The organism is Streptomyces sp. MNU76, assembly GCF_020982545.1.
In the GTDB taxonomy this organism is placed as follows: Bacteria; Actinomycetota; Actinomycetes; order Streptomycetales; family Streptomycetaceae; genus Streptomyces.
Window position 1 is genome coordinate 1399691 of record NZ_JAJKLK010000003.1, and the last position, 23219, is coordinate 1422909.

Genomic DNA, 23219 nt, shown 5'->3' on the forward strand with positions numbered 1-23219 from the left:
ATCAGCCGTATCCCCCTGGGCCCAGCTCTTCAGACGGTCTCCGTCGAGATCGGCCACACGGGCGTCGCGGATCCTGCCGCCGGGTTCGAACGATTGGCGTCCAGACCAGGGCAGGAATCTTCAAGAGGGTGGGAGGCGTGCGGGGACGCTGGATGGGCTGGGCGCTGAGGAGGAGTACCGGGACGTGTAGGCCCCTGAAGCCCCCTGCGTCCTCGACTCGTCCGCCCAAACCTTCCTCGGTTCGGGCTCTTTGGCCGCGTCAATGTCAGGGGTTCGACTCCCCTAGGCTCCACCTGTGATAGCCCCTCTGACGTGCGGAAACGCGGGTCAGAGGGGCTATTTTCGTGCTGACGTGTCAGCACGGCAGTGCTGGCGGGAGCTTTTAGAGGGCGGTTCGTGAGTTGATGTCTGTTTCCGCGTGAAGCTGGGGCAGGGCTGACCCGATGCGGATAGCTGCCGCCGCGCACCTCGCCCAGCGGCTCAGGGGGGAGCCACCGCGCGAGGCCGTCACATGGCTGAGCCGAACCGATCCCTACGAGGCATTTTTCCCGGTGGACCTGCGGTTACAGCGGATCACCGGTCGCCGTATGAGTGTCAAGCACATGGCCTTCGGCGCCTGGAACCATGCCACTGCCCACCTACACGCCGCATTCACCGCCGAGCTGCTGATCCCGCCGTTCGGCCCGCTCCCCGACCGGACTCGCAGCCTGATCCCCGGCTACCCCCTCAACGATCCCGCGGCTCTGCAGGCGTGGCTCCGCGGCTATGGCTCTGCCTGATCGCGGCAGTCCGACCCGTGCCGGGGCGATACCGGGATCCGTGTACGGATTGCTCGCGGCAGACGTCTTGTATCGCGCAACGGTCGGGACCGGAGGCCGGGAGCTCCATTGCGGGGTCGCGAAAAAGCACGTAAAAGAAGCCGGACAGACCAGTGGCCGCCCGTGCCCGAATCCGCAGCCCAACCTCGGACCGCCAACGAACCAACTGAAGCGATCACTCCGAAATCAAGCTGGCGGATCCGGGCTCACCATCCCGGTGAGGCCGAGCGGGATAGAACTGTTTGGCCCAGCGCCGATATGCCATGATCGGGCCGTCACCATCAGCTATCCGGGGGGCTGGCTGATGTTGCTTTGTATGCCAGATGGGACTGTCAGCACCAAGCGTGAGGCCGGTGATTGTGCTGCGAAGCCCGAAGCTGCACAGCACTCCGGACACAGTTCGGGCGATATGTCGGCCTAGCCGAGAAGGCAGCCAACGTGGGGGGGATATGCGGATGCATGCAGCGAAGCGCAATTGGATCCGCCAGGGCCCGACCACGGTGGGCATGAGCCAGGCATGCATCATGAGTCCGAGACCCTGCACGGTTACGGTCCCGGTCGCGCAACCCAGGCCGCGAAGTTCGCCATCGTAGCTGGTGGTCATGTGCCACCACGGCAGGTAAGGGATTGGCATGCGAGTCTTGAGGTGAATAGCAGCCACAGGACTCCCGGGATTCAACGGAAGGGTGAATTCTCGCACTTGGCTGTTGTGCATGACAGGAAAATGCCCTAGGTCCACAGCATTTTCGGTGATCTCCTGCGGATGGGAGGGCAGTTCCACTGTGATATGAATTAGGCGAGAGTACCCTTTGAGGTCTGCGCTCTCGATCTCCCATTCAGGACCGTTGCCCGCTTCGCAATTGTGCCAAGCGAAGATGATGCCGTTCGTCTCCCGGATCTCCAGATGGCGAACGCGCGCTTTTGGTGGCTGCTTTCCGTATCCGGATCGCACGCATGCACCGTCGGGCCCGAAACCGAATCCATGGAACGGGCAGACCAGATCCTCTCCCTCTACCTTTCCCCCGACGCCGAGATGAGCGCCCAGGTGTGGGCAGTATGGCTCGACCGCGCGCAGCAGTCCGGCCCGGGTGCGATATAGGACGACATCCTGATCCACCAACCTGCTGGTGACCACTTTCCCTGGACGGACTTCGTCTGAGAACCCGATGCAGAACCAGCCCTTCGGGCTGGGTAGCGCCGGAGGGAATGCCTCGTCGGCCGGTGTTGGGCCATGAGAGGGCACCTTGTACCATTTCGTGTCCCTGCTGCCAAACATTTCAACTCCTCTCCGAAGTCATGCCTGCGCTAGATTAGGGATAGAAATTCTCCGGCCGTGGCCGGCGCCTGCCTCCGCATACCGAGAGGTTTCTTGCTTCCATTCGCGATAGCCCGTCAGCACGGGAGTGTGTTCTACCTGCAGAGGAAGCGCTCGTCTGCGGGATCGCAGGTGATGGTCTGGGACGTGAACTCGCCGCTGAAATCCCTCCCGTGGTAACGAGGGGAGGTCAAGTGGTACCTGAGGCTGCCAGCCATCTCAAGTTCGAACCCGGTGAAGACTTCACGTACGGCTGTCGATGCACCCTCGGCGATCCATTGATCACGGATCTCCGTGTACTCGCGCTCTGCCGCATACACCAGGTTGACCAGCCTGTCGATTGCCTCCTGCCATTCCAGTCCGTCCCCCAGGACCATGACCGTGACGGAGTGAAGCAAAGACGGGATATTTTGACTGTGCTGCAGGTATTCCTTATGGAACGAATACAGATCGTTGACCAGCAAGACGTGGCGGTTGGCGAGCCAGGCGAGACGTGCTCGACGGGGGTCGTTCCATTCCTCTTCGGTCGGGTGCGCACCCATGATATGCGGAACGCCGATAATGTAGGGCCACATTCCGGTGTCGTCATCTCGGAATGAAAGGTACTGATCCAGGGACAACTCCATAACAACGGGCATGCTCGCGCGGTGCTCGTTGCGGTAGATGTTGCTGTGGAAATAATCCCGGATCACAGTCAGGAATGCATCGCGCTCGGCGTCGGGCATAGTGTCGCTGATCTGATCGACCAGTTGAGTGATCCCGTGCACCAGTGGTGACGAAATGCAGGATTTGGGATGGGGCGGCGTACTCCTTGACCGCATGGATTCCGCGTTCTCGGTGAGCTGTTCCCAGGGCGTCAAAGCGCTGCCCCCATCCCTGGAAACTGAGGCCTCCCAATCTCGTTCATGTGCATCGTCCAGCACCGTGGCGGCGCCGGTGTATTTGCTCCACAGTTCGTATTCTTTCCGAGGGAGGCGCGGGAGCACATGGGCCACCCATAGGTACAGCCTGCACATATGCGTGTACTTTCGATAAGCGATGACACGCGAGTTGTCGGAGAACAGGGAGAGAACCCAGTCGTCCGTATTTTCTTGGAATTCTTCGTCGTAGTTCTTGTTCTTTTCCCAAGGGAAGGAGCAGGTGATCGCGGGAAGGAAATAGCTGATACGGCCGGCTGGGATCATGTTCATCTGTTCCTCCTGCAAGGCGGTAGGTCAGCGTGCTGGTGGAGTTTCGTCAATTGTTCGGAGGTGCGTGACAGGAGCGTTGTCGGCGGTATCCGGGAACTGGGTCAGCGGAAAGTCAGCGATCAAGTTCGGCATGTGGACGGCTTCCCAAGCCACCCGCCATACGGCGCTGTGGGCCAACTGCTGGAGTACGGGCAGGGTTCCTGGGGCGAAGGAAGCCCTGTCCGGAGCGGACAGGGTTAGGGCCTGTCCGGAGTCCGATTGTCAGGACGATGGTCGCGAGCTTCCTCTCGGCGGCCTCCTCGTGCACGTTCGGGGCCACGCCGTGCGCCGAGAGCATGACGGCGGAGCTCTCGGGGATCTCCTCCGTCTGCTCGACGAAGATCGCGCCCTTCTTCTCCGGGGTCTGCGCGACGTACTTGTTGTGGACGATCTCGCGGCAGACACAGACCTGTGCCCCCGTGCACCTCGAGGGCTTGCTCGACGGCCTGGATGGCGCGTACGACACCGGCGCAGTAGTCGCGCGGAGTGGCCGTAGTACGCGGCGGCGGTCGGATGTCGGGGGGCTCATGTGGTCCTCGCGGTGGCGGCTTGGCCGAACTGGTGCAGGGCGGTGGTCGCGGCGGGCGGGAAGGGCGCGGTCTCCAGCACGCGCAGGGCCTGTGCCCGGAGCGTGCCGATCATGTCCTCCACCACGTCCCGGGCGCCGGTGGCCGTGAGCAGCTCACGGACGCGGTCGGCCCCCGCCTCGTCGAGACGGGGAGCACCGAGCAGGGAGCACAGGACGCGCCGTTGGCCGGTGTCGGCGCGCTCGAGGGCGAGGGCCACCAGGACGGTGTGCTTGCCCTCGCGCAGATCGTCCAGCGACGGCTTCCCGGTCACCTCAGGAGTCCCGAAGACGCCGAGGAGGTCATCACGCAACTGGAAAGCCTCGCCGACGGGCAAGGCATAGGCACTCAGCGCCTCGTGCACCGCAGGCGGGGCACCCGCAAGGGCAGCGCCGATGTGCAAGGGGCGCTCCACGGTGTACTTGGCGGTCTTGTACCGCACGATGCGCAGCGCCTGCTCCACATCCGCGGCGGGGCGGCCGGCGGCGGTGACGTCCAGGTACTGGCCGTACATCACCTCACTGCGCATCTCATTGATTAGCGGTCGCACCGCGTCGAGTTGGCGGGGAGTAAGACCGGCCACGTGCAGAAGCTCATCCGACCAGGCCAGTGCCAGATCACCGATGAGGATCGCGCCGCTGACTCCCACCTGCCTGGCGGCGAGGACAGTGCGGCCGCCAGCGTGGTGCTGCGCGAGGCGGCGGTGGATGGTGGGGACGCCTCGGCGGCTGCCGCTGTTGTCCATGATGTCGTCGTGGATGAGGCAGAAGGCGTGGAACATCTCCAGCGACGCCGCCGTTTTGATCAACGTCTCGGGGGTGCCGTGACCGCCGGCGGCCTGCCAGCCGCTCACGCACAGCAGAGGTCGCAGCCGTTTCCCTCCGGCGGCCAGGAGATCACGCAGACACTCGGTCACCTCGGCGGGCATCCGCAGCTTCGCGGCGGTACCGGCCTTGTGCTCCAAGAAGCCGTCGAGCACGCGGGTGACCCGTCTGCGCAAGGCAGCCGCGCCCGGCAGCTCGGCAACACCCGCGATCAACTCGCCTCCCCCAGCGCAGTGGCCGGGGCTCTCCGGGCGGGATACAAGGTCTCCTCCACCAGGAACGCACGGGGCTCCTCGGCGCACGCCGACACGCCCCCAGGCGTCGGAGCAAGTACCGGGCCCGGACACCACGGCATCCTCGCTCGCCCGGTCACGACCGCGGCTCCCTGCAGAACGGTCACCGCCACGCTCTGCTCTTGAACGTCGGGCGCCCGATACGACATGTCACGCGTTGTCCTGTGGACGGGAGCAGGCTCTGCACGCAGCCCGGTACGCGGCCATAGAGGTTTTGGCACACGTCCAGCAAAGGCGACTACCAGCACGCTGAACAGGTGTACCCAACGGGCGCATAAGAGCACTACTGGGGCGCTCGCCACGTTTAGCGTACGTAAGCGGCTTGCCCAATTGAGCGAGAAAGATCTTGAAGGTCGTGGCAGTGCGCCCGCAAGCACCCCGTGACGTGCCGCAACTCCGCTACAGCGCTGGTGCGTCCAGGGTGGTTTCTGGCCCTGAATGCAGGTGCGAGATATCCCTTGCAGTGCGGTTGTACGGAGTCCCGGGCTTCGGGGCGATCGGCGCCGTAGGGTCTTCACCGTCAGCCCGTTGACCGTGCTGGGTCCGCCGCGACATCTCCTGTCGGAGCCGGGAGTCTCGGTATTCGGCGCCCCGGGTGGTGCTCCGGGTCCTGGTCGCCTCCGCTCGGAGATACCAGGCGACCTGGTTGTCCTTCTCCTGGGCACGACGGCGAGAGCGTGAAGCCGCTCGTGCAGGGCTTCCTTTCGCGGGTGATCTCGGCGTGGTGCTGGTGAAGGGTTTCGCGTTCGGCATCCACTCGGACGCGGTCATCGCCACGCAGGGTGGGCCGTCCGAACCGGCCGGTGGCGTTCAGCTGCTGTTCGAGCTCGTGCAGCCGCCCGACCAGGTCTCGTTGTGCATCCTTGTGCTGGGCGACGGCAACCGTGAGAGCGCGGACTTCGTGGATCGCGTCGACACGTGCCGACAAGTCCTGGCGCTGGCGACTGAGGGCGCGGGCCGTGAGTTGATGTCTGCTTCCGCGTGAAGCTGGGGCAGGGCTGCTGGTCGCGGGGTGGCTATTGCTTCCTGGTGAAGCTGCCGGCGTCGACTTCGGTGAGGACATCGAGCTTGACGAGGCGTTTCAGCTTGGCGCGGGTGCCTTCGATGTTCTTCGGCAGCAGTTCGTGGTCGAGGGCGTCGCAGACGTCACGGGCCCGGAGGGGGCCGGTGGCCTCGTTGAAGACGGCAAGGATGCGGGGGTAGTCCGGGTGCTCGGGCAGGCCGGGCGAGACTGGGTGGGCGGGGAGCCGTTCGCTGAGGGCGGTGACGGTCTTCCGGGTGATCGCCAGGTGCTCGAGGTGGGTCTCGGCTTCCCGCAGCCGTCCCTGCAGTTCAGCGATCTGTGCCCGGAGGTCGTCGGCCAGGGCCCGGGCGGCGTCTTCCTGGACGTGGAGCGCGTCGAGCAGGGGCTGGATGTTCACGCGGTCACCGGCTTCGGGTCGCGCCAGGTGGGAGTGTTCGTGCCAGTGAGCCGGCGGGCCATGACCTGGGTCATCGCCCAGTAGACGCGGGAGGCGGAGGAGGCCGGGCGGTGTTCGTAGTCGCGGACCAGGCGCCGGTGCAGTATCAGGATCCCGTAGGTCTGCTCGACCCTCCACCGCTTCGGCTGCGGGACGAACCCCGTGTCCTGCGGGTTACGTTCGACGGTCTCAACGTCGATGCCCAGGAGGGTGCCGTGGGCGGCAACCTGGTTCTTGAAGCCCTGGTCGACGAGGGCTTTCTCGACGGTGCCGCCAGCGTGCTCGGCGACCTGGTCCAGCAGGGCGATGCCCACGGCGTTGTCGTGCGTGCTCGCGGCGAGGACAGTGACGGCGATGACCAGGCCCAGCACGTCCACGGCCAGTCCCCGCTTGCGGCCAGGCACCCGTTTCGCCGGGTCCCGGCCGGTCGTGGAGGCGGGGACCCCGGCAGCCGCGTGGACACTCTGGGTGTCCAGCACCACCAGGGTCGGGTCCTCTAATCGGCGGGCCTTCTCACGGACCTGGCAGCGCAGGAGTTCATGAATGACCTGGTCAGTCCCGTCGTCTCGCCACGTGGCGAAGTAGTAGTACGTCGCGCTCTTGGGCGGCAGGTCGTTGGGAAGGTAGGCCCACTGGCAGCCGGTCCGGCCCTGGTAGAGGATCGCGTTCACGATTTCCCGCATCGCGTAGGCGCCCTGATGGCCACTGACCGAGCGGTGCCGGTCCTTCCACGCCGTGATCACCGGCTCGATCAACGACCACTGCTCGTCCGTCAAGTCGCTTGGGTACGGCTTGCGTTCACTCACCCCGCCACCCCAACAGACCACCGCCCGTGGACCAGCGGACTCCGCCCGCGCCCACACCATCAGGCGACGACAGAAACACTCAAAGACTCACGAACCGCCCTCTTAGAGCCCCGATTGATCGGGGTTTGCAGCCGGTCTGTCTCCCCTGGGGTTCCCCTGGGCTCGCGTGGCGTGAGGGCGTCGGGATAGAGCCCTCGGTGCACCGCCTCCGCCGGGGCTGGGTGTGGTCGCTGGAGCGTGGTCCCCACACAAATTCCGCCAGACCGTTGAGCTCGCGGATACCGGAGACGTCGGGCGGCAGCCAGGTCAGATGCCGTGCGAAGGCTGGATCGGAGCTCCACACGATGGGAGGCAGCCAGGGCCCGGTGAGGGTGAAGGTGTCTCAGTAGCGGCGGCGGCAGGTCCTCGTGAAGCTGTCCGTGGCCAACGCCATGGACAGTGTTGGGTACCCGGGGCCAGCGGCAGCTCGTTCGCTGCGTCACGGTGTCCGCCATGAGACGCATGGCTCTTTCTCTCAGGCGTGTACTACGCCATGTGGTGTACGGGTCACAACGAAGTTCTGCTCGGAGGCATGCCTCAGGCGACTTCCACGGGAGGAGTGGTCAGTATCCGAAGGGAATGTCGCCGTTGGTGGCGCGATGATGGGTCGTGCTGTGGGCCTGTACCCAGTCGGTGATGTAGCGCAGGGCCTTCTTCGCGGCAGAGTCGTCCTTCCCGCATCCCTCTGGAGCGGGAACACCGTCGGGATAGCAACTGGTTGAGTGCCCGTAGATCAAGCCGTCTGCGCCAGAGCCGCGGGAGCCGAGATAGGCATCTACCTGCCGTGCGGCGCCTGTGTGGCCCTCTGAACCGTTGATGGTCCACCCAAAGACGCTGGCGAGTTCGCCGCGCTCGCGTGCCTGAGCCCCGAGACGGAGCTGCCGGCCGATCGACGCGAAGTTCAGACGGGGGTCGAACAGGCCGTTGGTCATGACGCGCTGGCTGCGCGGGATGTTGGTGCCGAGTCTGTCGAAGGCCGTCCGCACGTCGTCGTAGTTGCCGGTGATGGCAACGCCTTCCTTGGCTTTCAGCCCGTCGTGCACGGCCTGCCAGCCGACACCTCCCACGCTCGACGTGGAGAACCCGTACAAGACGCGAACCCCTCGGTTCTCAAGTTTCCTGCGTGCCAGGTCCCGTAGACCCGCCACCGAACAGTGGGTCCGTAGCGGGGAACTGCCGCCGCAGGAGTCGGGGTTCTTGATGTCCAGCCACACGAAATTGATGCGTACGCCCCGGGCGCGCTCTGTCGTGACCTGGTCGAATACCTCTTCCAGCGTGTCGCCGCGGCTGGTGATGGTCCCGTCGTGATCGGCGTACCAGCCGCCGTCGGTCCACGCGGTTGCGTCCACTTCGAGAGCGTTCGCACCGTGCGCCAGCGCGTTGACCACCCCTTCTGAGGTGAGCACGCGGTGGGCGACGGCGTATACCGGCCGGCTTCCACTGTCGTACGACGGCGCGTCCGCGCTCGCACTTGGTGCCTGGAACACGCCCGACAGTGCGGCGGTGATCGCTGTGCATGCGCCGATCACGGCCGCCGCCTTCCTGCGCCGAAGGCTGACCACGTTGCCAACTCCTATGAGAAATGGGTCGCGGAACAACTCAGGGGTATCCCCGGATGTCAGGCGGCCAGGATGCGCATGATCACGTGCCGTGCGGCAAGGGCATCTACGGCGGATCACCTTGAAGAGGTAAACCGTCGATCATGTTGTCGGCCTGCCCGTGGTTCTGCTGCCGAATGTGCTGTGCAGCCCCAGTGACGTGGCAATCGCGCAGTCGGTGGGCAGCGGGTGACGATGATCAGTAGATCGGTGCACCCGGCCGGACCAGATCTGGGGCTGCGTATCGAAGATGTGCACAAGGCATACGGGCGACGGCAGATCCTGCGGGGGGCCTCGCTCGACGAACCGCTCGGTGCCCTGGTGTGCGTGGTGGGAGAGAACGGCACACTGGCAAGAGACGCTGCAGCGCATCATCTGCGGGCAACTCGCGCACGACAGCGGCAAGGTGACGCGGTACGGGCGTGTGGGGTACTGCCCGCAGCGTGTGGTGCTCGACGAAGCCGCGTCCACACATCGGGCTGTGGCCCGTCCGACGGACTCCAGGGCCGGTGCGGCTCCGCGTGATCTCTCTGCCCGTGCTCGCTGTGCTCAGTTTGCCGCGTACCGCGCCACCCAGCTCGGCGTCCATGACTCGTTCCTCGCCCCCCCGCGAGAGCATCCCCGGACCTGCCTCAGATGTTCTGCTCTGCTCGGCCACCCGCTGTCAGTAGGTAGGACCGGAACAGGACTCCGACTCCTGCGTCAGGTACTCGCACCGGACACCGGAACCGGAAACGCCGCTCATGCTTCGGCAACATTGTTCGATCAGAGCCCAGAGCTCGTCGCTGACCTTCCACGGCTTCCATGGTCATGTTGGTGGAACCCTGCCTGCCGATCATGTGATTTGCCGCCCGGGAGGGTGAGTCCACGGTCAAACCCGTACGGACGGAGACGGTGCCCGATACGAAGATCGCCGACTTGTCCGTGATCTACGAGAGGAATCCCGCTCGTGTGTCTCCCCCGCGCCGTTGGCGATGCGGCCGTTTTGATCACTCCGATTGCCGCTCGTTCCGCCCCCGGAAGCACGACCGATCTGTCTGTTTCCGCGAATGACCTTGTGTGCGGTGCGGGGGGACTCCTGTGACCTTGAGTTCTGGGTGTGATGACCGTGCTGCCAGCGGGCCGCGGGACGGTTGTGCGCCGAGTCGCAGTGGAGCGGTGCCGGGCGGACCGGAGGCGGGCGTGGGTGCCGGCGGGGGCGGATTGCTGGGTTGGCTGGCCTGTCGCAGTGTCAGGGCCCCGATGCGCACGCTGTGGGCGGCGGTGCTGTGCGCTGTGGCTGTGGTGTGTGTGGCGGCGCTTGGCGTCACGGCTGCCCTGTCTACGGGGGGATTCAACTCCGTGGGAACGGAGTCCGCGCATGCTGAAGGTCTGTTGCGGAAGTTCAGGGGGGCTGACCCGGGGCTGGTACTGCGGGTGCGGTCGGAGGGGTCGGTCGACTCGGCGCGGGCGCGCTCGGACGGGGCGGCGCTGGCACGGCGGGTTGCTGCTGAACCGGGAGTGGCCGCGGTGGAGGCGTACTGGACGTCGCGTTCGCCCGCCTTGCGAGCGCACGACGGACGGTCGGCGCTGATCGGTGTCGCACTGAAGGGCGATGAAGCGGCGCAGAGGCAAGCCGCGTCGCGGATCGTGCCGCAGGTCACGGGTCGGCAGGGCTTGCTGCGGGTGTCGCCCGGCGGCCGGGTCTGGGGCGGTATCCAGGCCGCCGAGCAGGGCGAACGGGACTTGGTGCGGGCGGAATTGGTGGTCGCCCCGGTGGTCTTCGTGTGCCTGGTGTTCGCGTTCGGGTCGTGGCTTGCGGCGCTGTTTCCGCTGTTGGTGGGGGCATTGGCGGTGGCGGGGGCGTGGGCGTTCCTGCGTCTGCTGGGCGGTGTGATGGAGGTGTCGGCGATCTCGCTGAACATCGCGACTGCTCTGGGCTTCGGGCTGGCCGTGGACTATGCGCTGCTGGTGGTGACTCGCTTCCGCGAGGAAGGGGCTCGGGGGCTGGCGGTGCCGGATGCCGCGGTGGAGGCGGCCAGGACTGCGGGGCGCAGCGTGCTGGTGTCTGCCGGCGTGGTGGCACTGGCGTTCTCGGCGCTGTGGGTGTTCCCGTTCCCGTGGCTGCGGTCGATGGCCGTGGCGGGGATCGCGGTGGTGCTGCTGGCGGCGACGGCGAGTGTCGTCCTGCTGCCGGCGCTGCTGGCGATGCTGGGTTCCCGGATCGGGCACAGCGGGGCGGCGTCGAGTCCGGCCTGGCGGCGGCTCGCCCGGTGGGTGACCCGGGCGCCGTGGTCGTGGGCAGCCTGTTGTGCGGTGCTGATGGCCGTGCTGGTGTGGCCGTTCGGTCAGGCCCAGTGGGGGTTCGCCGACGAACGTGCGCTGCCCGCCGGTTCGCAGGCCCGGGAGTTCACTGAACGCCTCCGCACCGATTTCCCGGCGCAGCCCGATCGCGATCTCATCGTCGTGCTGACCCCGGCACCCGGCGATCGCGAGGTCGACCGGTACGCGCGGCGTATCAGTGCGCTGCCCGGCGTCGTCCAGGTCACCGCCCCGACGGGCCGCTACCGCACCGAGGCGGCCCAGACAGGACCGAATAGTACGAAGTCCATGTGGCTGAAGGCTTCGACGGGGCTGGATCCACAGTCTGCGGCGGCCGCACGCCTGGTGGAGCGGGTGCGGGAACTTCCCGCACCCGGACCGCGCTGGGTAGGTGGTTCACCCGCCAGGCATGTTGACGCAAAGACGGCGCTGGCCGATCGGGTGCCCTATGCCGTGCTGCTCATGGCGGCCACGACACTCGTCGCGCTGCTGCTGTACACCAGGTCGGTGCTGATTCCGCTGAAGGCCGTGGCCATGGCCGCGCTGAGCCTGACGGCCAGTCTGGGCAGCATGATCTATATCTTCCAGGAGGGCCATCTGCGGTGGCTGGTCGGCGACTTCACGACCACGGGCTTCTTGGACATGACGATTCCGCCGCTGCTGTGTGCGATCGCGTTCGCGCTGTCGCTGGACTACGAGGTCTTTTTGCTGGCCCGGGTCAAGGAGCACTACGACGCCTGGGGTGATCACCGGGAGGCGATCGTAGAGGGCATCGCCCGCACGGGCCGGCTCATCACCGTGGCCGCCGGGGTCTTCGCCATCAGCATGGCCGGACTGGCGAGTTCGGGCATCACGACACTGAAGATGATGGGCGTGGGACTGGGGGTGGCGGTCCTGATCGATGCCACCCTCGTGCGAGGCATCCTGGTGCCGGCCTTCATGCAGCTGACCGGGCGGGCCAACTGGTGGGCCCCGGTGTGGGTCAAACGACCTTCCGCGCAGGCAGCGAAGGAATCGCGGCACGGGCAGGACATGGTGGCTGAGAGTTCCGCAGAGGCTCCTGCGGCTCACTGACCACCGGGGGCGGCAGCGGTCAGTTGCTGTCGCGGTGGGTGAGCCGGCTGGTGAGGGCGAGGGCCAGTCCGGCGGTCGCCATTCCCGCGGCGGCGTCGAGGACGTAGTGGTAGCGGCAGTACACCACGGCCACGGTGAGCAGCGCGGTGGCTGCGATCATCAGCCGCTTCGCGGGGTGCGGTACGGGGGCTGCCCGTACGGAGAGTGCCGCTGCCCAGGCGCCTGCGACGTGGGAGGAGGGGAAGCAGGTGCCGGGCGGGTCGGCACTCGCCATCAGCTGCGCCTGAAGGGGCTGGGCGAGGTAGCCGTGCAACTGGTCGGGGGTGAAGGCCGGGGCGAGCGCGGTGATGGGGCCGGCGAGGGGCAGCAGCATGAAGCCGAGGAAGCACAGGTAGAGGGCTAGGCACAGGGCGAGGACGTAGCGGTGCAGGGCCTGGTGCATGCCCTTGGCGAGGAAGTAGGCCGGGGGCAGCACGAAGTACAGGTAGTAGGAGCTGTAGCTGAGGCTGAGCACCTCGGTGAGGGGGCGGGAGGCGAGGGCGCCGAGCAGGAGGTTGGGGTAGGCGCCGAACAGGTGCTGTTCCCAGGCCAGCATGACGTCGTCGAGCAGGCGTCCGTGCAGGGCGAGCGACTGGGGGCCGGACGCGGAGAACAGCAGCGGTGCGCAGGCCAGCGGGTACAGCGCGCGCACGTTTGCCAGCGCTGGCGACGCCCAGTAGCGGTGTGCCGCGGCGCAGGCGAGGACGAGGCCGGCCAGGGCTGCGTAGGCCCCGGTCAGCCACGCGGCGTGCGGTACGTCCTCGCGGCCCAGGACCACTGCCGTGGCAGAGAGGAGGAGGTACCCGAGGGTCACTTTCTCCACGGCCCTCAGCAGGGGCCTGGCTGCCGGGTGGGTGTGGGATCGGTGGGCGATCTGCGGCGTGGTCCGAATGGGTGATAGCTGCGCGGGGAGAGAGGGCCTTTCGAGCAGGGGGCGAGCAGCTGCCGGCGCGGGGTCGGGCCCTCGATGCTGGGAAGGTTTCCGCTGGTCGGATGTGGTCAAGGGACCTCGTATGTCCTTGCGTTGAGTGTCAGATCTCCGGATAGGAGACACTCACAATTACAGCTTGTCGTCACATGACTCCAATGGGCTACGGTTGCCGCGATCTTGGAGTGCACGCTGTGACAGGGCAGGTAAGCGATGTCAGATGTGAGTGGAGCGGCGGCTTCTTGGGCCGCCGTCAACAGGGCTCGGGATACCGGCGGTTATCCGTTCTTCCGCCGGATCACCGGGCAGCCGGCTCCGGGAGAAGTCTTCGTCGAGGGCATGCGGGCGATCAATGCGGCCTCCGGTGACTATCTGGGCCTGGCGTTGGATCCGCGGGTACGCGAGGCGGCGGCGGGCGCAGCGCGCGACCTGGGCGCCTCCTGCTCCGGTTCACCATTGGCGACCGGCACGTGGTCGGTGCACGCGGAACTGGCGGAAGAACTCGCCGACTTCCTGCACAGGCCGGCGGTGCTGCTGGCCACGACGGGATTCCAGGCCAATCTCGCCCTGGCCTGTCTCTTCGGCGAGGACCGTGTGGTCATCGCCGACCGTCACATCCACGCCTCTCTCGTCGATGCGTTGCGGCTGGGATCCGCCAAGAACCGCCGGTTCCGGCACAACACGCCCGGCCACCTGGCGCGGCTGCTGGAGGAAGCCCAGGGACAGCGTCTGTCGCCGGTGGTCCTGACCGAGGGAGCGTTCTCGCTGGGCGGGGAACTGGCCGTACTGCCGGAGATCGCCGATCTTGCCGGACGTCATGCGGCCATGCTCATCGTCGACGGGGCTCACGACATCGGTGTCCTGGGCTCAGCGGGGCGTGGAGCCGGTGAACATCTCGGCTGCGAGCAGAAGATCGACGTACTGACCGGGACCTTCTCCAAGGCGTTCGGTGCCGGCGGCGGATTCATCGCCGGAAGTACCGAACTCATCGAATACTGCCGTGTGTTCGGGCATGCTGCCGTCTACTCGGCGTCCATGCCGCCACCGACCGCCGCGGCGGCGCTCACCGCGCTGCGCATCATCCGCGACGAGCCCGAACAGCGCGCCGTACTGGCACGACTGGCGGACCGTCTGCACGACGGACTGGCCGAGCTGGGATACGTCCGTCCCAACTGGTCCAGCCCCATCGTCGCGCTCCCGGCCGGCGACGCCGACCAGTGCCTGCACACATGGCGGGCGATGCTGGAGGCCGGTGTGTTTGTCACGCCGTTCCTCCCGCCGGGCGTCCCGCCGGGACAGTCCCGGCTGCGCCTGTCCATCACCGCCGCCCACACCGAAGCGCACATCGACCACATCCTGGAGGTCGTGGGCCAACTCCTGCCGTCCGGCGATGCGACTGGTGTGGCAGCGGAACCGATCCCGTGTCCCGCCTGATGAGCTCTCCCCGGCCCCCGCAAGGCCCTGTAGACGTCGTGATGGTCCGCAGCCGCGCCGACATGGATGACTTCATCAGGCTGCCCTACCGGCTGTACAGGGCCCACCCGCACTGGGTGGCCCCGCTCGAAGTGGAGCGGCGTCGGTTCCTCAACCCGCGCCGCAACCCCTACCTGCGCCAGAGCGACGTCGGCCTTTTCGTGGCCCGCCGCGGCCGGGTGCCGGTGGGCCGGGTCGCGGCCATCATCGGCCCTGAAGGCACAGCCAGCCAGTGCCAGGGCCACGTGGGCTTCTTCGAGTGCATCGAAGACCCTGCCGTGGCGCGCTCCCTGTTGGAGCAGGCAGTGGCCTGGCTGCGGGAGCGGGACGCGCACACCGCGATCGGGCCGATGAACCCGAACATGCACCACGAGTGCGGACTGCTCGTCGAGGGCTTCGACGACACCCCCCTCATCGGCATGCCCTACAACCCTCCCTACTACGCGGACCTGTTCACCGCGGGCGGCTTCTCCCCGGTCAAGGACCTGCTGTCGTGGCGGCTGTCCCCGACCAGCCGCAAGCTCACGGCGTGGGCCGGTTACGGCGGCATGCTGCGGCGCAAGCGCGGCCTGACGGTGCGGGCAGTGGACTGGCGCCGTTTCCGCAGTGAGTCCGATCTCGTGCGGGAGCTGTATCACGCGGGCTGGCAGGACAACTGGGGCTTCGCGCCGGCGACCGACGCGGAGTTCACTTACCTGGCTCGGCAGATCCGGCTGCTCGCCCCCACCGGCGTCCGCATCATCGAGCACGAGGGAAGACCCGTCGGCTTCAGCGTCCTGCTGCCGGACTTCAACCAGGCCCTGGCGCCCGCTCAGGGGCACCTGACCCGCTACGGCTGGCCGATCGGGGCCTGGCGCGTGTGGCGGGGCCGCCGCGCTATCACCCGCGGCCGCGTGATGGCCCTGGGAGTCCCTCAAGGCAGCCGTGCCCAAGGAACCACGCTCGCCCTGATTGCCGACGCCGTGGACAGCGCCCTCATGCGTGGCTGGAACGACCTGGACGTCTCCTGGGTTCTGGAGGACAACGAGGCCGCCAACAAGCTGCTGGCCGCCCTCGGCGCCACGGTCCACAAACGCCACCGCCTGTACGCGCGCTGCGTGCGACACAGCGAGCCGTGCTCATGTCTGACGGCTCTTACCCATACTGCACAGGAGGCTGTCCATGCCGCTCACGTATGACACCGTGGTCTCGATCCTCGCCGGAGTCACCGGGGTGGACGAGAAACAAATCACTCCGCAGAGCACGCTGCTGGACATCGAAATGGACTCACTGCTCCTCGTCGAATTCGCCGTCGTTCTCGCCGAGCGCCACGGAGTCGACCTGGCGGACGACCTGGACCTCGCACAGGGCTCCACCATCGCCGACTTGGTGCAAGCACTGGCCGAGCAGTCCTCGAACGCTGCGGTCGCCCCGTCCACTACGGCGGCGCAGTGACCCGCGATGTCGCCGTCACGGGCATCGGAATGATCACACCGGCCGGCGTCGGCGCCAACGCGACCTGGCAGGGCCTGTGTTCAGGACAGTCCTTCAGCTCCGCCCACGATCCGCTCCTGACGGGGCTGCCGGTGGACCTCTCCTGCCCCGTTCGTGAATTCGACGCCTGCGATCACCTACCGCGGCGGACGGTGCGGCGTACCGATGCCTTCACGCACTTCGCGCTGACCGCCGCCCAAGAGGCCGCCGCAGATGCCGGCCTCACACCAGCGGCGGCAGACCCCACCCGCATCGGCGTCGTCCTGGGGGTCGCCTCCGACAGTTTCACTGGCGTGGACAAAGTCTGCGACCGTCTCCGGAGCGGGGAACACCACTTGGTGTCCCCGTTGTTCCTGCCACGGATCCTGCCCAGCATGGCCGCCGGAGAGATTGCCGCTCACCTTGACTACCGCGGCCCCAATTTCACTGTCACCAGTGCCTGCGCCTCTGGCGGTCACGCCATCGGCGTTGCCCGTGACCTCATCCGCGCAGGTACCTGCGATGTCGTGCTGGCCGGCGGTGCGGAATCCGGCCGCTCCCCTGTCACCGCCATCAGCTTTGCCCGCATGGGGGCGCTGTCCACCCGCCTGCACGATCCAGCTGGGGCCTCCCGCCCCTTCGACCGTGACCGCGACGGCTTCGTCCTGGGCGAAGGTGCCGCCGTCCTGGTGCTGGAGAACCTCGACCATGCCCGCGCCCGCGGTGCCGCCTTCCATGGCACCGTCGCCGGCTACGGCGCCTCTGCTGACGCCCATCATCCTGTCAACCCGCACTCCGACGGTCGTGGCCTGCAACAGGCCGTCATGACAGCCCTGTCCGATGCGTGCATGACGCCTGCCGACATCGATCACGCCAGTGCCCACGCGACCTCGACTCAGGCCGGAGACATCGCCGAAGCACGCGCCCTGAACCGCATCTTCTCCGCCGCACCTCCGCCCGTCACAGCCCTCAAAGGCTCGATCGGACACGCCCTGGGGGCGGCAGCCGCCATCCAGGCCGCCAGCGCCCTGCTGACCCTCAAGCATCAGGCCATCCCACCCACAGCCAACCTCGACCATCAAGACGACGCCATCGACCTCGACATCGTCCGCAAGGCCCCGAGGTCCGCGCGCCTGCGCACCGTGCTGACCACGGCGAGCGGATTCGGCGGAGCCAACGCCGCACTCATCCTGCGGGCCGCTGACTAGCGACCGCAGTCTGGTACGTGCCAGAGGGGAATAATCGTTGTGGGGCCGCCCCGGTCAGCGGGGCGGCCCCACAACGTGTTTCAGGCGGCGGTGCCGCCGAGGTATGTGCGGACGATGAACGGCTTCTCCCGCACAAAGTAGAAGACGTAGATCAGTACCTGGAACACGGCCACGCACACCAGCCCCGCCACCGACCGGTAGCACAGCGCCACGCCGTAGCCGTGCAGGTTGCCCACCCCGTACATCGGGTTACGCAGCCAGCGGTAGGGCCCGCGGACGACGTAGCCGTCCGTCGCAGTGGCCCGGCCCAGGAACATGTCCCGGCAGTAGTAGGTGTTCAGGCCGGTCAGCCAGGTCGCCCACAGCTTCGTGCCGAAGCCCACGATGCCCAGCACCACGCCCAGCACCACCCACAGACCTTCGACGCCCACTTCGGGCAACTGGCCGGGGAAGGCCGCCATCAGCAACCCCTGGCACAAGCCTTGCTGCAGAAACAGCAGCCCCAGCACGAAGTCGAACCCTTCGACCGCCCGCGCCTCACCGACGGCATGGGTGAAGCGGCGGGCAACCGTCGTGTCCAGCACAGCAATCAGGCCGCCGTAGTACAGAACCGCGATCACCACCGCGTACGCGACCGCTGCCCATCGCACCGCGCCGCTGCCCGCAGCGGCGCGGAACTGCTGCTCCGCCGCGAAACCGGCAGCCACCACGCACGCCCAGACCAAGGCGCGCAGCACACGGCGTTCGGGCTGGTCCAGGCGCAGCCCGGACATACCGATGACCGCGACCGCCAGCTGCCCCAGCCCCTTCCGTGCCGCGTGGAGCGACGGCGCGCCCGCAGGTGCCGGCGCCAGCTCGGTGGTCTCAGCCATGAAGCATCTCCTTGAAAGCCTCTCGCAGTCCGTCCTCAAGCCCCACCCGGGCCTGGAACCCGAAATCCCTGTACGCATGGTCCGAACTGGCAGTCCACGAGCCGGCCACCGCCTCGCGCGCCTTGTCCCGGTTGAACACCGGCACCTCGCCCCGCAACCGTCCGACCGCCTCACTCACCACACCGGCCGCCCGCACCACGGCCGACGGCACAGGCAGCACCAGCGGCCTGCCGCAGCCCAGCACCGCACCAGCCGTCCGCACCAGGTCAGCCAGGGTGTACTCAACGCCGTCGCACAGGTGATAGACGCCGCTGTGGAGCTCATCCGGACCGGCGGTACGCCCCTGCAAGCCCGCGGCGATCAGCCCGTCGCACAGATCGTCCACGTACAGCACCGAGTAGACGCGGGCCGCCGGGCCTGGCCGCAGCGCCACCCGCGACCGGGCCGTCGCAGCCAGATGCGGTACGAACGCCACATCACCCGGCCCGTACACGATCGGCGGACGCACGATGACGGTCGGCACTCGCTCCGCGAAGCGCCGCGCCTCCCGCTCCCCGGCCAACTTGCTGGCCCCGTACGACGACACCGGGCAGGGCGGGTCCTCCGCACGCCGCGCCCGCCGCTGCCCGAGGACCGGACCAGCAGCCGCCAGCGACGAGCACACGACCAGCCGCGGCGGCGCTCCCGACGTCGCCAGCACGCCTGCCAGTACCCCCGTCGCCACCGTGTTGGCCACTCTGAAGCCGGCACGCGATCCGGCTCGTACCGCGGCCGCCAGGTGCATCACCACATCCGCGCCCGAGACCGCCTCCGCGACCCCCGAGCCTGTGACCAGGTCCACCACGGCAACATCGACCGGACAGCCGTCCAGCACCCGCCGATCGGACTGCGGCCGCACCAGTGCTGTCACTCGGCCACCGCACTCGACGATCCGGCGGCACAGGTGTCGGCCCACGAACCCCGTGGCCCCAGTGACCGCCACGCATATTCCGCTCATGTCCGGCCGCACAAATGGCCGCTCTGCCTCGCAAGATGGGTTGATCGAGATCGTCACGCATGCACGCTAGAGGGCACATCCCCCATTCAGCGCAATAAAGGCCGCTTATAGCGCAATCTCCACCCAGACGAATGACCACCATCCCTGGGTCCTGACCAGTCAGGATCACCGAGGCAGAAGCAGTACACGACACCGGCCAACAGATGCCGTCACGCGTTACGTCGGTGCGGGTCTGGTGCCTGTTCGAGGGTAGTCGGCGCACGCGCTGCCGGGGCGCCGACAACAACCTTGCTGAACGCGCTGCTAAACCACCGGAGTTCGGCTATCAGCGCGCGCCTCATCCGCGGCCGCCCTGCGATCCTCCATGCGGCGGACGGTGCGATCCAAAAACGTCATCATCGAGGCGATGCGTTCTCTGGCCTGCTCGGCAGACGAGCTGAGGTTCGGGCGGTCCATGACGCCGAGCGATCGCAGGAGGGGCTTGAGAACGTCGTCCCGGTAAATCTTCAGGTCGTACCAGCCTGCGGCAGCCACCTCGTTGGACAGCCTCGTAACCTCCGGAAGATCCCGAGCCGGCATGGCAAAGTGCCGCACAGTGCGGGACAGGGCGTTCATCGCGGCGTCTGGTCTGAAGTCGAGCAGGGCGCGGAACAGGTCGCGATAGAACAGCATATGGAGGTTCTCGTCCTGGGCGACCCGGGTGAAAAGACGCTCGCAGACGGGCTCGCCGCAGTTGGCCGCTGTGGAACGGTGGGCTACCCGGGTGGCCAGTTCTTGCACCATCACATAGGCCAGCCCCTCCTCCTGTGTCGGACGCTCCGGTGCCACCGTCGCCATGTGCTGCATGCGCAGACGCTCCAGGGCTACCGGGTCGAGCGCCCGGGTGGCGTGGGCGTACGCGCGCATTACCGTGGCGTGCCGATCCTCCTCCGCAGCCCACCGGTGCGCCCATTCACGCCAGGCCGGAGCGTGCCCGATCGACTCCAGGCTTTGGAAATAGGACGGAAGATTATCCTCGGTGAGGATGCTGAGCATCAGCACCGACCGCGCGGTGGGCGCCAGTGCCGACTGGGCTTCCTGCCAGGGGATGCCATCAAGCGGGCCGTCGAAGTCACGCCCTTGGCCCCACGGCACGTATTGATGCGGGAACCACTCCCGCGAAGTACGCAGGTGCCGGTCGAGCAGTTGCTCAACAACGGGTTCCAAGTCCATGAGCCAGCCAGGCTCATGGCCGCTCGCCACTGGGGCGGTGTCAGTCACAGTGATCTCCTGAGGGTTGTTAAGCGTCGTCATGGGCTGATCGCAGAGCCGGTCTTGGCTCCATGAGAGGGACTGGGCCTAGTCGACCGCAGGGAAGGGCTGGATCCGCCTCCCTGTGACCGGGGCGTCGGGGCGACGGGCTGCCCCGTCAAACCTGCGGCGTCGTACGGACATGGTGTGTCAGGTATTGGTGCCGTCCGGGGGCACGGACGACCGCTCCGCCTCACGAGGTGGGTTGATCGAAGTCGTCACGCATGCACGCTAGAGGGCGCGTCCCCCATTTAGCGCAACGAAAGCCGCTCAGGACCCAATCACCACCCAGACGAATGACCATTACCCCCGAGGCCCTCACCAGCGGGAAACGCAGTATGCGACTGCCGGGTGTGGCTGTGATCGCGGGCCCACAACCCGCCGCGCCGTGTCTTCTGCCGTGGCTCTCTACATTCGTACGGCCGACGATCTACGCTGCTGAGGCAGGTGCGGACGCAGGGTACGGGCCGCTGACTTCCATTACTTTGTTTTGCTGTAGCGAATCGCTTGAGGAAAGTGGTCAACCTGCCCTACCGCAGAGGGAGCGGTTATGCGGGATAGGAAGTCATTCCGTACCGCAAACGATCGTCGGGGTGTGCTGACACGTCAGGCAGCCCAGGACCATCCGACGCCGGCGCAGAAACTGGGACCGATCGATACGGGATACCGCCGCGTCGGACCGCTCAACGCCACCTGGACCGCGACTGATAGACGCCGGCATGTGCTTCCCATGACTCGTTCGGGTGATCTCTAGGGATGCGGTTGTGATCGCCGCAGATCACGGTAGGTGGGGCGAGGGGCGAGGCAGGGCGCGGACGTTCGTGGTTTCCGCACCTTGTCCGGAAAGCGCGGCGTTCTCATGGGCGAGCAAGTTGAGGACGGTCGCGTAAGTGTGGAGGCGGGTTTCCAGGAATCGGCAGTGTGCCTGGAGCTCTGCGTGCTTCTTCTGGAGTTCGGTGAGGGCGTCCGTGGCCTGGGAGTCTGCCGCCCTCTGCGTTTCTGCCTGGGTGACGTGGGCTTGGAAGAGGTCCCTAAGATCGAGGTGTTGATGGGTCAGGTGCCATCGTTTGACGTTGGCCTCGATGGCGAGTTGGGAGACATTGAGTCGGCCGCTGGATCGTTGGGGCTTGCCGGCGAAGAGCCGGTTCATCGCGGTGATGATCGCTCGCCGGACCGGGTCGGTCTCGTTCTCGATCGAGAACTTGGTCATCGCTGTCCGCGTTCCTTCTCGTGAGCGTCGATGATCTTCTTGAGGCGGGTCAGTTCGTGCCGCTCACGGGCGTGGCGAATCGGCGGGGCCAGCGGATCGTCCACGATCTCGGCGAGGTCTCGCGCGTGCTGTTTCACGTGTTCGATGTCGCGGTCGGTACGGGCGAGGTTGACGCACTTGGGCTGGCAGTCGTCGGTGTCTGGGGTGACCATCGGGGCGTCGGCCGTTCCGCGGAGTTGGCAGGCCGCGGTCTGCGGGTTGAGGACGCAGGTCATTCCCATGCCGTGATGGATCTGCAGGAGTTGGTTGCCCAGGAGGTCGCGGGCCTGGCGGTCGCTGGTCAGGACGCGGCCGGCGAACTCGCGGCTGGCTGCGGTGACTCGGTAGCGGTAGGCGTCGGCGGCAGGTCCGCTGACGTGCTCGCCGTGGCTGAGGGCCTGCTCGTCTTCGGCCAGGCCCTCCAGTCGGTAGAGCCAGTCCTCGAAGGCGTACTCGTCAAGGAACCCGGACTCGTAGCTGCCTAATGGTGCAGTCGGGTATTGGAACTGTCCGAATGCATGCCTGATCACGCGTTGCGTTCCTCGGATGTTCCGAAGCGTGCCAGGCAGTGCCACACTTTCTTGAGCGCCTGTTGGTCATGGCGTCCGGTGCGTGCGGCGTCACCGATGATCCGGGGATTGAGGTAGCCGTCGACGGCAATCTCCGTGCCCAGGTCGACGTACTCCTGGCCGCGGTAGTCCGGGTGGCGTGCGAGTTCTTCGACGGTGAGTCGTAGTCCCGGGTGCCAGTCGAGCCGACATGGCAGGCGGCAGGCGGCCCTTTCCACATCCGTTCCCCGATAGCTCGGGTCTAGGACGAGTGCCTCGACGTCGCGGGCCAGTATGAGTGGGCCGTGCACCTGTGCCTCGATGTAGTCGTCGAGTGCGTCCTGGCCGTCGTTCTCAGCCAGCTCCACGAGGGAAAAGCTGGCCGCAACTCCGAAGGCCGTTGGTCCGAAGAAGCTGTCCGGGTAGCAGAACGTGGCTCGGGTGAGGGTCTCGGCAGTCAGCCGAAGGTGCGCGGAGCCGAACCGAGGCGCCCCGCCGAGCGGCTTGCGCCGGAAGTTCAACGCGCCGTAGACAGGTCGCTCGTGTGCGGGTGTGTGGTCATAGGCGCCTCCGAAGATCCGGCTCTCCCAACGCCATCGGTCACCGCCGGGGTGCGGCGTCAGGCCGCCGTTGCTGGTGCCTGTGACGAACTGCGAGTGATAGGTGCCGTCCTCGGCCAACGCGAGCAGGATCGGCCGACCGCGCACTGTGCGGTCGGGGTGAAAGTTCAGGGTTACCCGCAGCGTGGGGTCGACCGGGGCCCCGGACGACAGCGAGGCGACGTGGCGGATGGCCTGTTCCTGCGGGGAGGCGGCGGGATCAGCGTTCATCAGCGCAGTG

Annotated in this window: 20 protein-coding genes and 1 pseudogene; 7 read left to right on the forward strand and 14 right to left on the reverse strand. The window is 66.9% G+C overall.

All coding sequences use genetic code 11. The features are described from left to right. Positions 1-443 precede the first annotated feature (443 nt). Positions 444-779 carry a hypothetical protein gene (locus E4N62_RS12665; RefSeq protein ID WP_230213966.1) on the forward strand — a complete coding sequence of 112 codons (336 nt, stop codon included), beginning with the start codon at positions 444-446 and terminating at the stop codon, positions 777-779. Between the two features lie 214 nt (positions 780-993). On the opposite strand, the gene E4N62_RS49355 is transcribed toward E4N62_RS12665, so the two are convergent. The 4 genes and pseudogenes from E4N62_RS49355 to E4N62_RS12680 all read right to left on the reverse strand — a co-directional run bounded on the left by E4N62_RS49355 (position 994) and on the right by E4N62_RS12680 (position 4967). Continuing rightward, a complete protein-coding gene (locus E4N62_RS49355) occupies positions 994-2094 on the reverse strand; it encodes a Rieske 2Fe-2S domain-containing protein (RefSeq protein ID WP_374116972.1) in 1101 nt (366 codons plus the stop codon). A gap of 134 nt (positions 2095-2228) precedes the next feature. Further along, positions 2229-3323 carry a terpene synthase family protein gene (locus E4N62_RS12670; protein ID WP_230213967.1) on the reverse strand — a complete coding sequence of 365 codons (1095 nt, stop codon included), beginning with the start codon at positions 3321-3323 and terminating at the stop codon, positions 2229-2231. A 244-nt stretch (positions 3324-3567) separates the two neighbouring features. Then, positions 3568-3814, reverse strand: a pseudogene (locus E4N62_RS12675) (4-hydroxy-3-methylbut-2-enyl diphosphate reductase); the annotation flags it as partial. A 73-nt stretch (positions 3815-3887) separates the two neighbouring features. Then, positions 3888-4967, reverse strand: a complete 1080-nt coding sequence (locus tag E4N62_RS12680; protein WP_268269168.1) for a polyprenyl synthetase family protein — start codon at positions 4965-4967, stop codon at positions 3888-3890. A 799-nt stretch (positions 4968-5766) separates the two neighbouring features. Between E4N62_RS12680 and E4N62_RS12685 the strand changes: the two genes are divergently transcribed. Then, entirely contained in the window at positions 5767-6030 is a 264-nt protein-coding gene (locus E4N62_RS12685) for a hypothetical protein (protein WP_230213968.1), read from the forward strand. 31 nt (positions 6031-6061) lie between these two features. Here the strand turns inward: E4N62_RS12685 and E4N62_RS12690 are convergent, their stop codons facing one another. From E4N62_RS12690 to E4N62_RS12700, 3 genes are all read right to left on the reverse strand, one after another. Then, the gene (locus tag E4N62_RS12690) at positions 6062-6466 is read right to left on the reverse strand and encodes a hypothetical protein (protein ID WP_230213969.1); all 405 of its coding nucleotides are present in this window, start codon (positions 6464-6466) and stop codon (positions 6062-6064) included. Next, positions 6463-7311, reverse strand: coding sequence for an IS5 family transposase (locus E4N62_RS12695; RefSeq protein WP_230213970.1), 849 nt, complete (start codon positions 7309-7311; stop codon positions 6463-6465). The genes E4N62_RS12690 and E4N62_RS12695 overlap by 4 nt, the downstream gene beginning before the upstream one ends. Positions 7312-7913: 602 nt before the next feature. Further along, positions 7914-8912: a phospholipase gene (locus E4N62_RS12700; RefSeq protein WP_230213971.1), complete on the reverse strand. Its 999-nt coding sequence runs from the start codon at positions 8910-8912 to the stop codon at positions 7914-7916. Positions 8913-10190: 1278 nt separating this feature from the next. On the opposite strand from E4N62_RS12700, the gene E4N62_RS12705 reads away from it, so the two are divergent. Next, positions 10191-12323, forward strand: a complete 2133-nt coding sequence (locus E4N62_RS12705; protein ID WP_230213972.1) for an efflux RND transporter permease subunit — start codon at positions 10191-10193, stop codon at positions 12321-12323. A gap of 19 nt (positions 12324-12342) precedes the next feature. Here the strand turns inward: E4N62_RS12705 and E4N62_RS12710 are convergent, their stop codons facing one another. Further along, positions 12343-13185 carry a phosphatase PAP2 family protein gene (locus E4N62_RS12710; protein WP_230213973.1) on the reverse strand — a complete coding sequence of 281 codons (843 nt, stop codon included), beginning with the start codon at positions 13183-13185 and terminating at the stop codon, positions 12343-12345. 318 nt (positions 13186-13503) lie between these two features. On the opposite strand from E4N62_RS12710, the gene E4N62_RS12715 reads away from it, so the two are divergent. The 4 genes from E4N62_RS12715 (at position 13504) to E4N62_RS12730 (ending at position 17423) form a co-directional block, all read left to right on the forward strand. Beyond that, positions 13504-14724, forward strand: coding sequence for an aminotransferase class I/II-fold pyridoxal phosphate-dependent enzyme (locus tag E4N62_RS12715; RefSeq protein ID WP_230213974.1), 1221 nt, complete (start codon positions 13504-13506; stop codon positions 14722-14724). A gap of 62 nt (positions 14725-14786) precedes the next feature. Beyond that, positions 14787-15941, forward strand: a complete 1155-nt coding sequence (locus tag E4N62_RS12720; protein ID WP_230213975.1) for a hypothetical protein — start codon at positions 14787-14789, stop codon at positions 15939-15941. Beyond that, positions 15925-16197 carry an acyl carrier protein gene (locus E4N62_RS12725; RefSeq protein WP_230213976.1) on the forward strand — a complete coding sequence of 91 codons (273 nt, stop codon included), beginning with the start codon at positions 15925-15927 and terminating at the stop codon, positions 16195-16197. The genes E4N62_RS12720 and E4N62_RS12725 overlap by 17 nt, the downstream gene beginning before the upstream one ends. Then, entirely contained in the window at positions 16194-17423 is a 1230-nt protein-coding gene (locus E4N62_RS12730) for a beta-ketoacyl synthase (RefSeq protein ID WP_230213977.1), read from the forward strand. The genes E4N62_RS12725 and E4N62_RS12730 overlap by 4 nt, the downstream gene beginning before the upstream one ends. Before the next feature lie 80 nt (positions 17424-17503). On the opposite strand, the gene E4N62_RS12735 is transcribed toward E4N62_RS12730, so the two are convergent. From E4N62_RS12735 to E4N62_RS12760, 6 genes are all read right to left on the reverse strand, one after another. Then, positions 17504-18295 (reverse strand): phosphatidylethanolamine N-methyltransferase family protein, encoded by a 792-nt coding sequence (locus E4N62_RS12735; RefSeq protein WP_230213978.1) that lies wholly within the window; start codon positions 18293-18295, stop codon positions 17504-17506. Beyond that, complete coding sequence (locus tag E4N62_RS12740; protein WP_230213979.1) at positions 18288-19349, reverse strand: NAD-dependent epimerase/dehydratase family protein; 1062 nt, start codon at positions 19347-19349, stop codon at positions 18288-18290. The genes E4N62_RS12735 and E4N62_RS12740 overlap by 8 nt, the downstream gene beginning before the upstream one ends. Before the next feature lie 246 nt (positions 19350-19595). Continuing rightward, on the reverse strand, positions 19596-20585 hold the full coding sequence (locus E4N62_RS12745; RefSeq protein WP_230213980.1) for an acyl-ACP desaturase: 990 nt from the start codon (positions 20583-20585) through the stop codon (positions 19596-19598). A 775-nt stretch (positions 20586-21360) separates the two neighbouring features. After that, positions 21361-21792, reverse strand: coding sequence for a hypothetical protein (locus tag E4N62_RS12750; RefSeq protein WP_230213981.1), 432 nt, complete (start codon positions 21790-21792; stop codon positions 21361-21363). Further along, positions 21789-22361, reverse strand: coding sequence for a hypothetical protein (locus E4N62_RS12755; protein WP_230213982.1), 573 nt, complete (start codon positions 22359-22361; stop codon positions 21789-21791). Before E4N62_RS12755 ends, E4N62_RS12750 begins: the two co-directional genes overlap by 4 nt. Further along, positions 22358-23209 (reverse strand): DUF3626 domain-containing protein, encoded by an 852-nt coding sequence (locus E4N62_RS12760; protein WP_230213983.1) that lies wholly within the window; start codon positions 23207-23209, stop codon positions 22358-22360. Before E4N62_RS12760 ends, E4N62_RS12755 begins: the two co-directional genes overlap by 4 nt. Positions 23210-23219: the final 10 nt, after the last annotated feature.

Bases quoted from the DNA above. Each gene is read 5' to 3' on its own strand.
- E4N62_RS12665 (WP_230213966.1), top strand. From the start codon at position 444: ATGCGGATAGCTGCCGCCGCGCACCTCGCCCAGCGGCTCAGGGGGGAG.
- E4N62_RS49355 (WP_374116972.1), bottom strand. From the start codon at position 2,094: ATGTTTGGCAGCAGGGACACGAAATGGTACAAGGTGCCCTCTCATGGC.
- E4N62_RS12670 (WP_230213967.1), bottom strand. From the start codon at position 3,323: ATGAACATGATCCCAGCCGGCCGTATCAGCTATTTCCTTCCCGCGATC.
- E4N62_RS12705 (WP_230213972.1), top strand. From the start codon at position 10,191: ATGCGCACGCTGTGGGCGGCGGTGCTGTGCGCTGTGGCTGTGGTGTGT.
- E4N62_RS12715 (WP_230213974.1), top strand. From the start codon at position 13,504: ATGTCAGATGTGAGTGGAGCGGCGGCTTCTTGGGCCGCCGTCAACAGG.
- E4N62_RS12720 (WP_230213975.1), top strand. From the start codon at position 14,787: ATGGATGACTTCATCAGGCTGCCCTACCGGCTGTACAGGGCCCACCCG.
- E4N62_RS12725 (WP_230213976.1), top strand. From the start codon at position 15,925: ATGCCGCTCACGTATGACACCGTGGTCTCGATCCTCGCCGGAGTCACC.
- E4N62_RS12735 (WP_230213978.1), bottom strand. From the start codon at position 18,295: ATGGCTGAGACCACCGAGCTGGCGCCGGCACCTGCGGGCGCGCCGTCG.
- E4N62_RS12745 (WP_230213980.1), bottom strand. From the start codon at position 20,585: ATGACGACGCTTAACAACCCTCAGGAGATCACTGTGACTGACACCGCC.
- E4N62_RS12750 (WP_230213981.1), bottom strand. From the start codon at position 21,792: ATGACCAAGTTCTCGATCGAGAACGAGACCGACCCGGTCCGGCGAGCG.
- E4N62_RS12760 (WP_230213983.1), bottom strand. From the start codon at position 23,209: ATGAACGCTGATCCCGCCGCCTCCCCGCAGGAACAGGCCATCCGCCAC.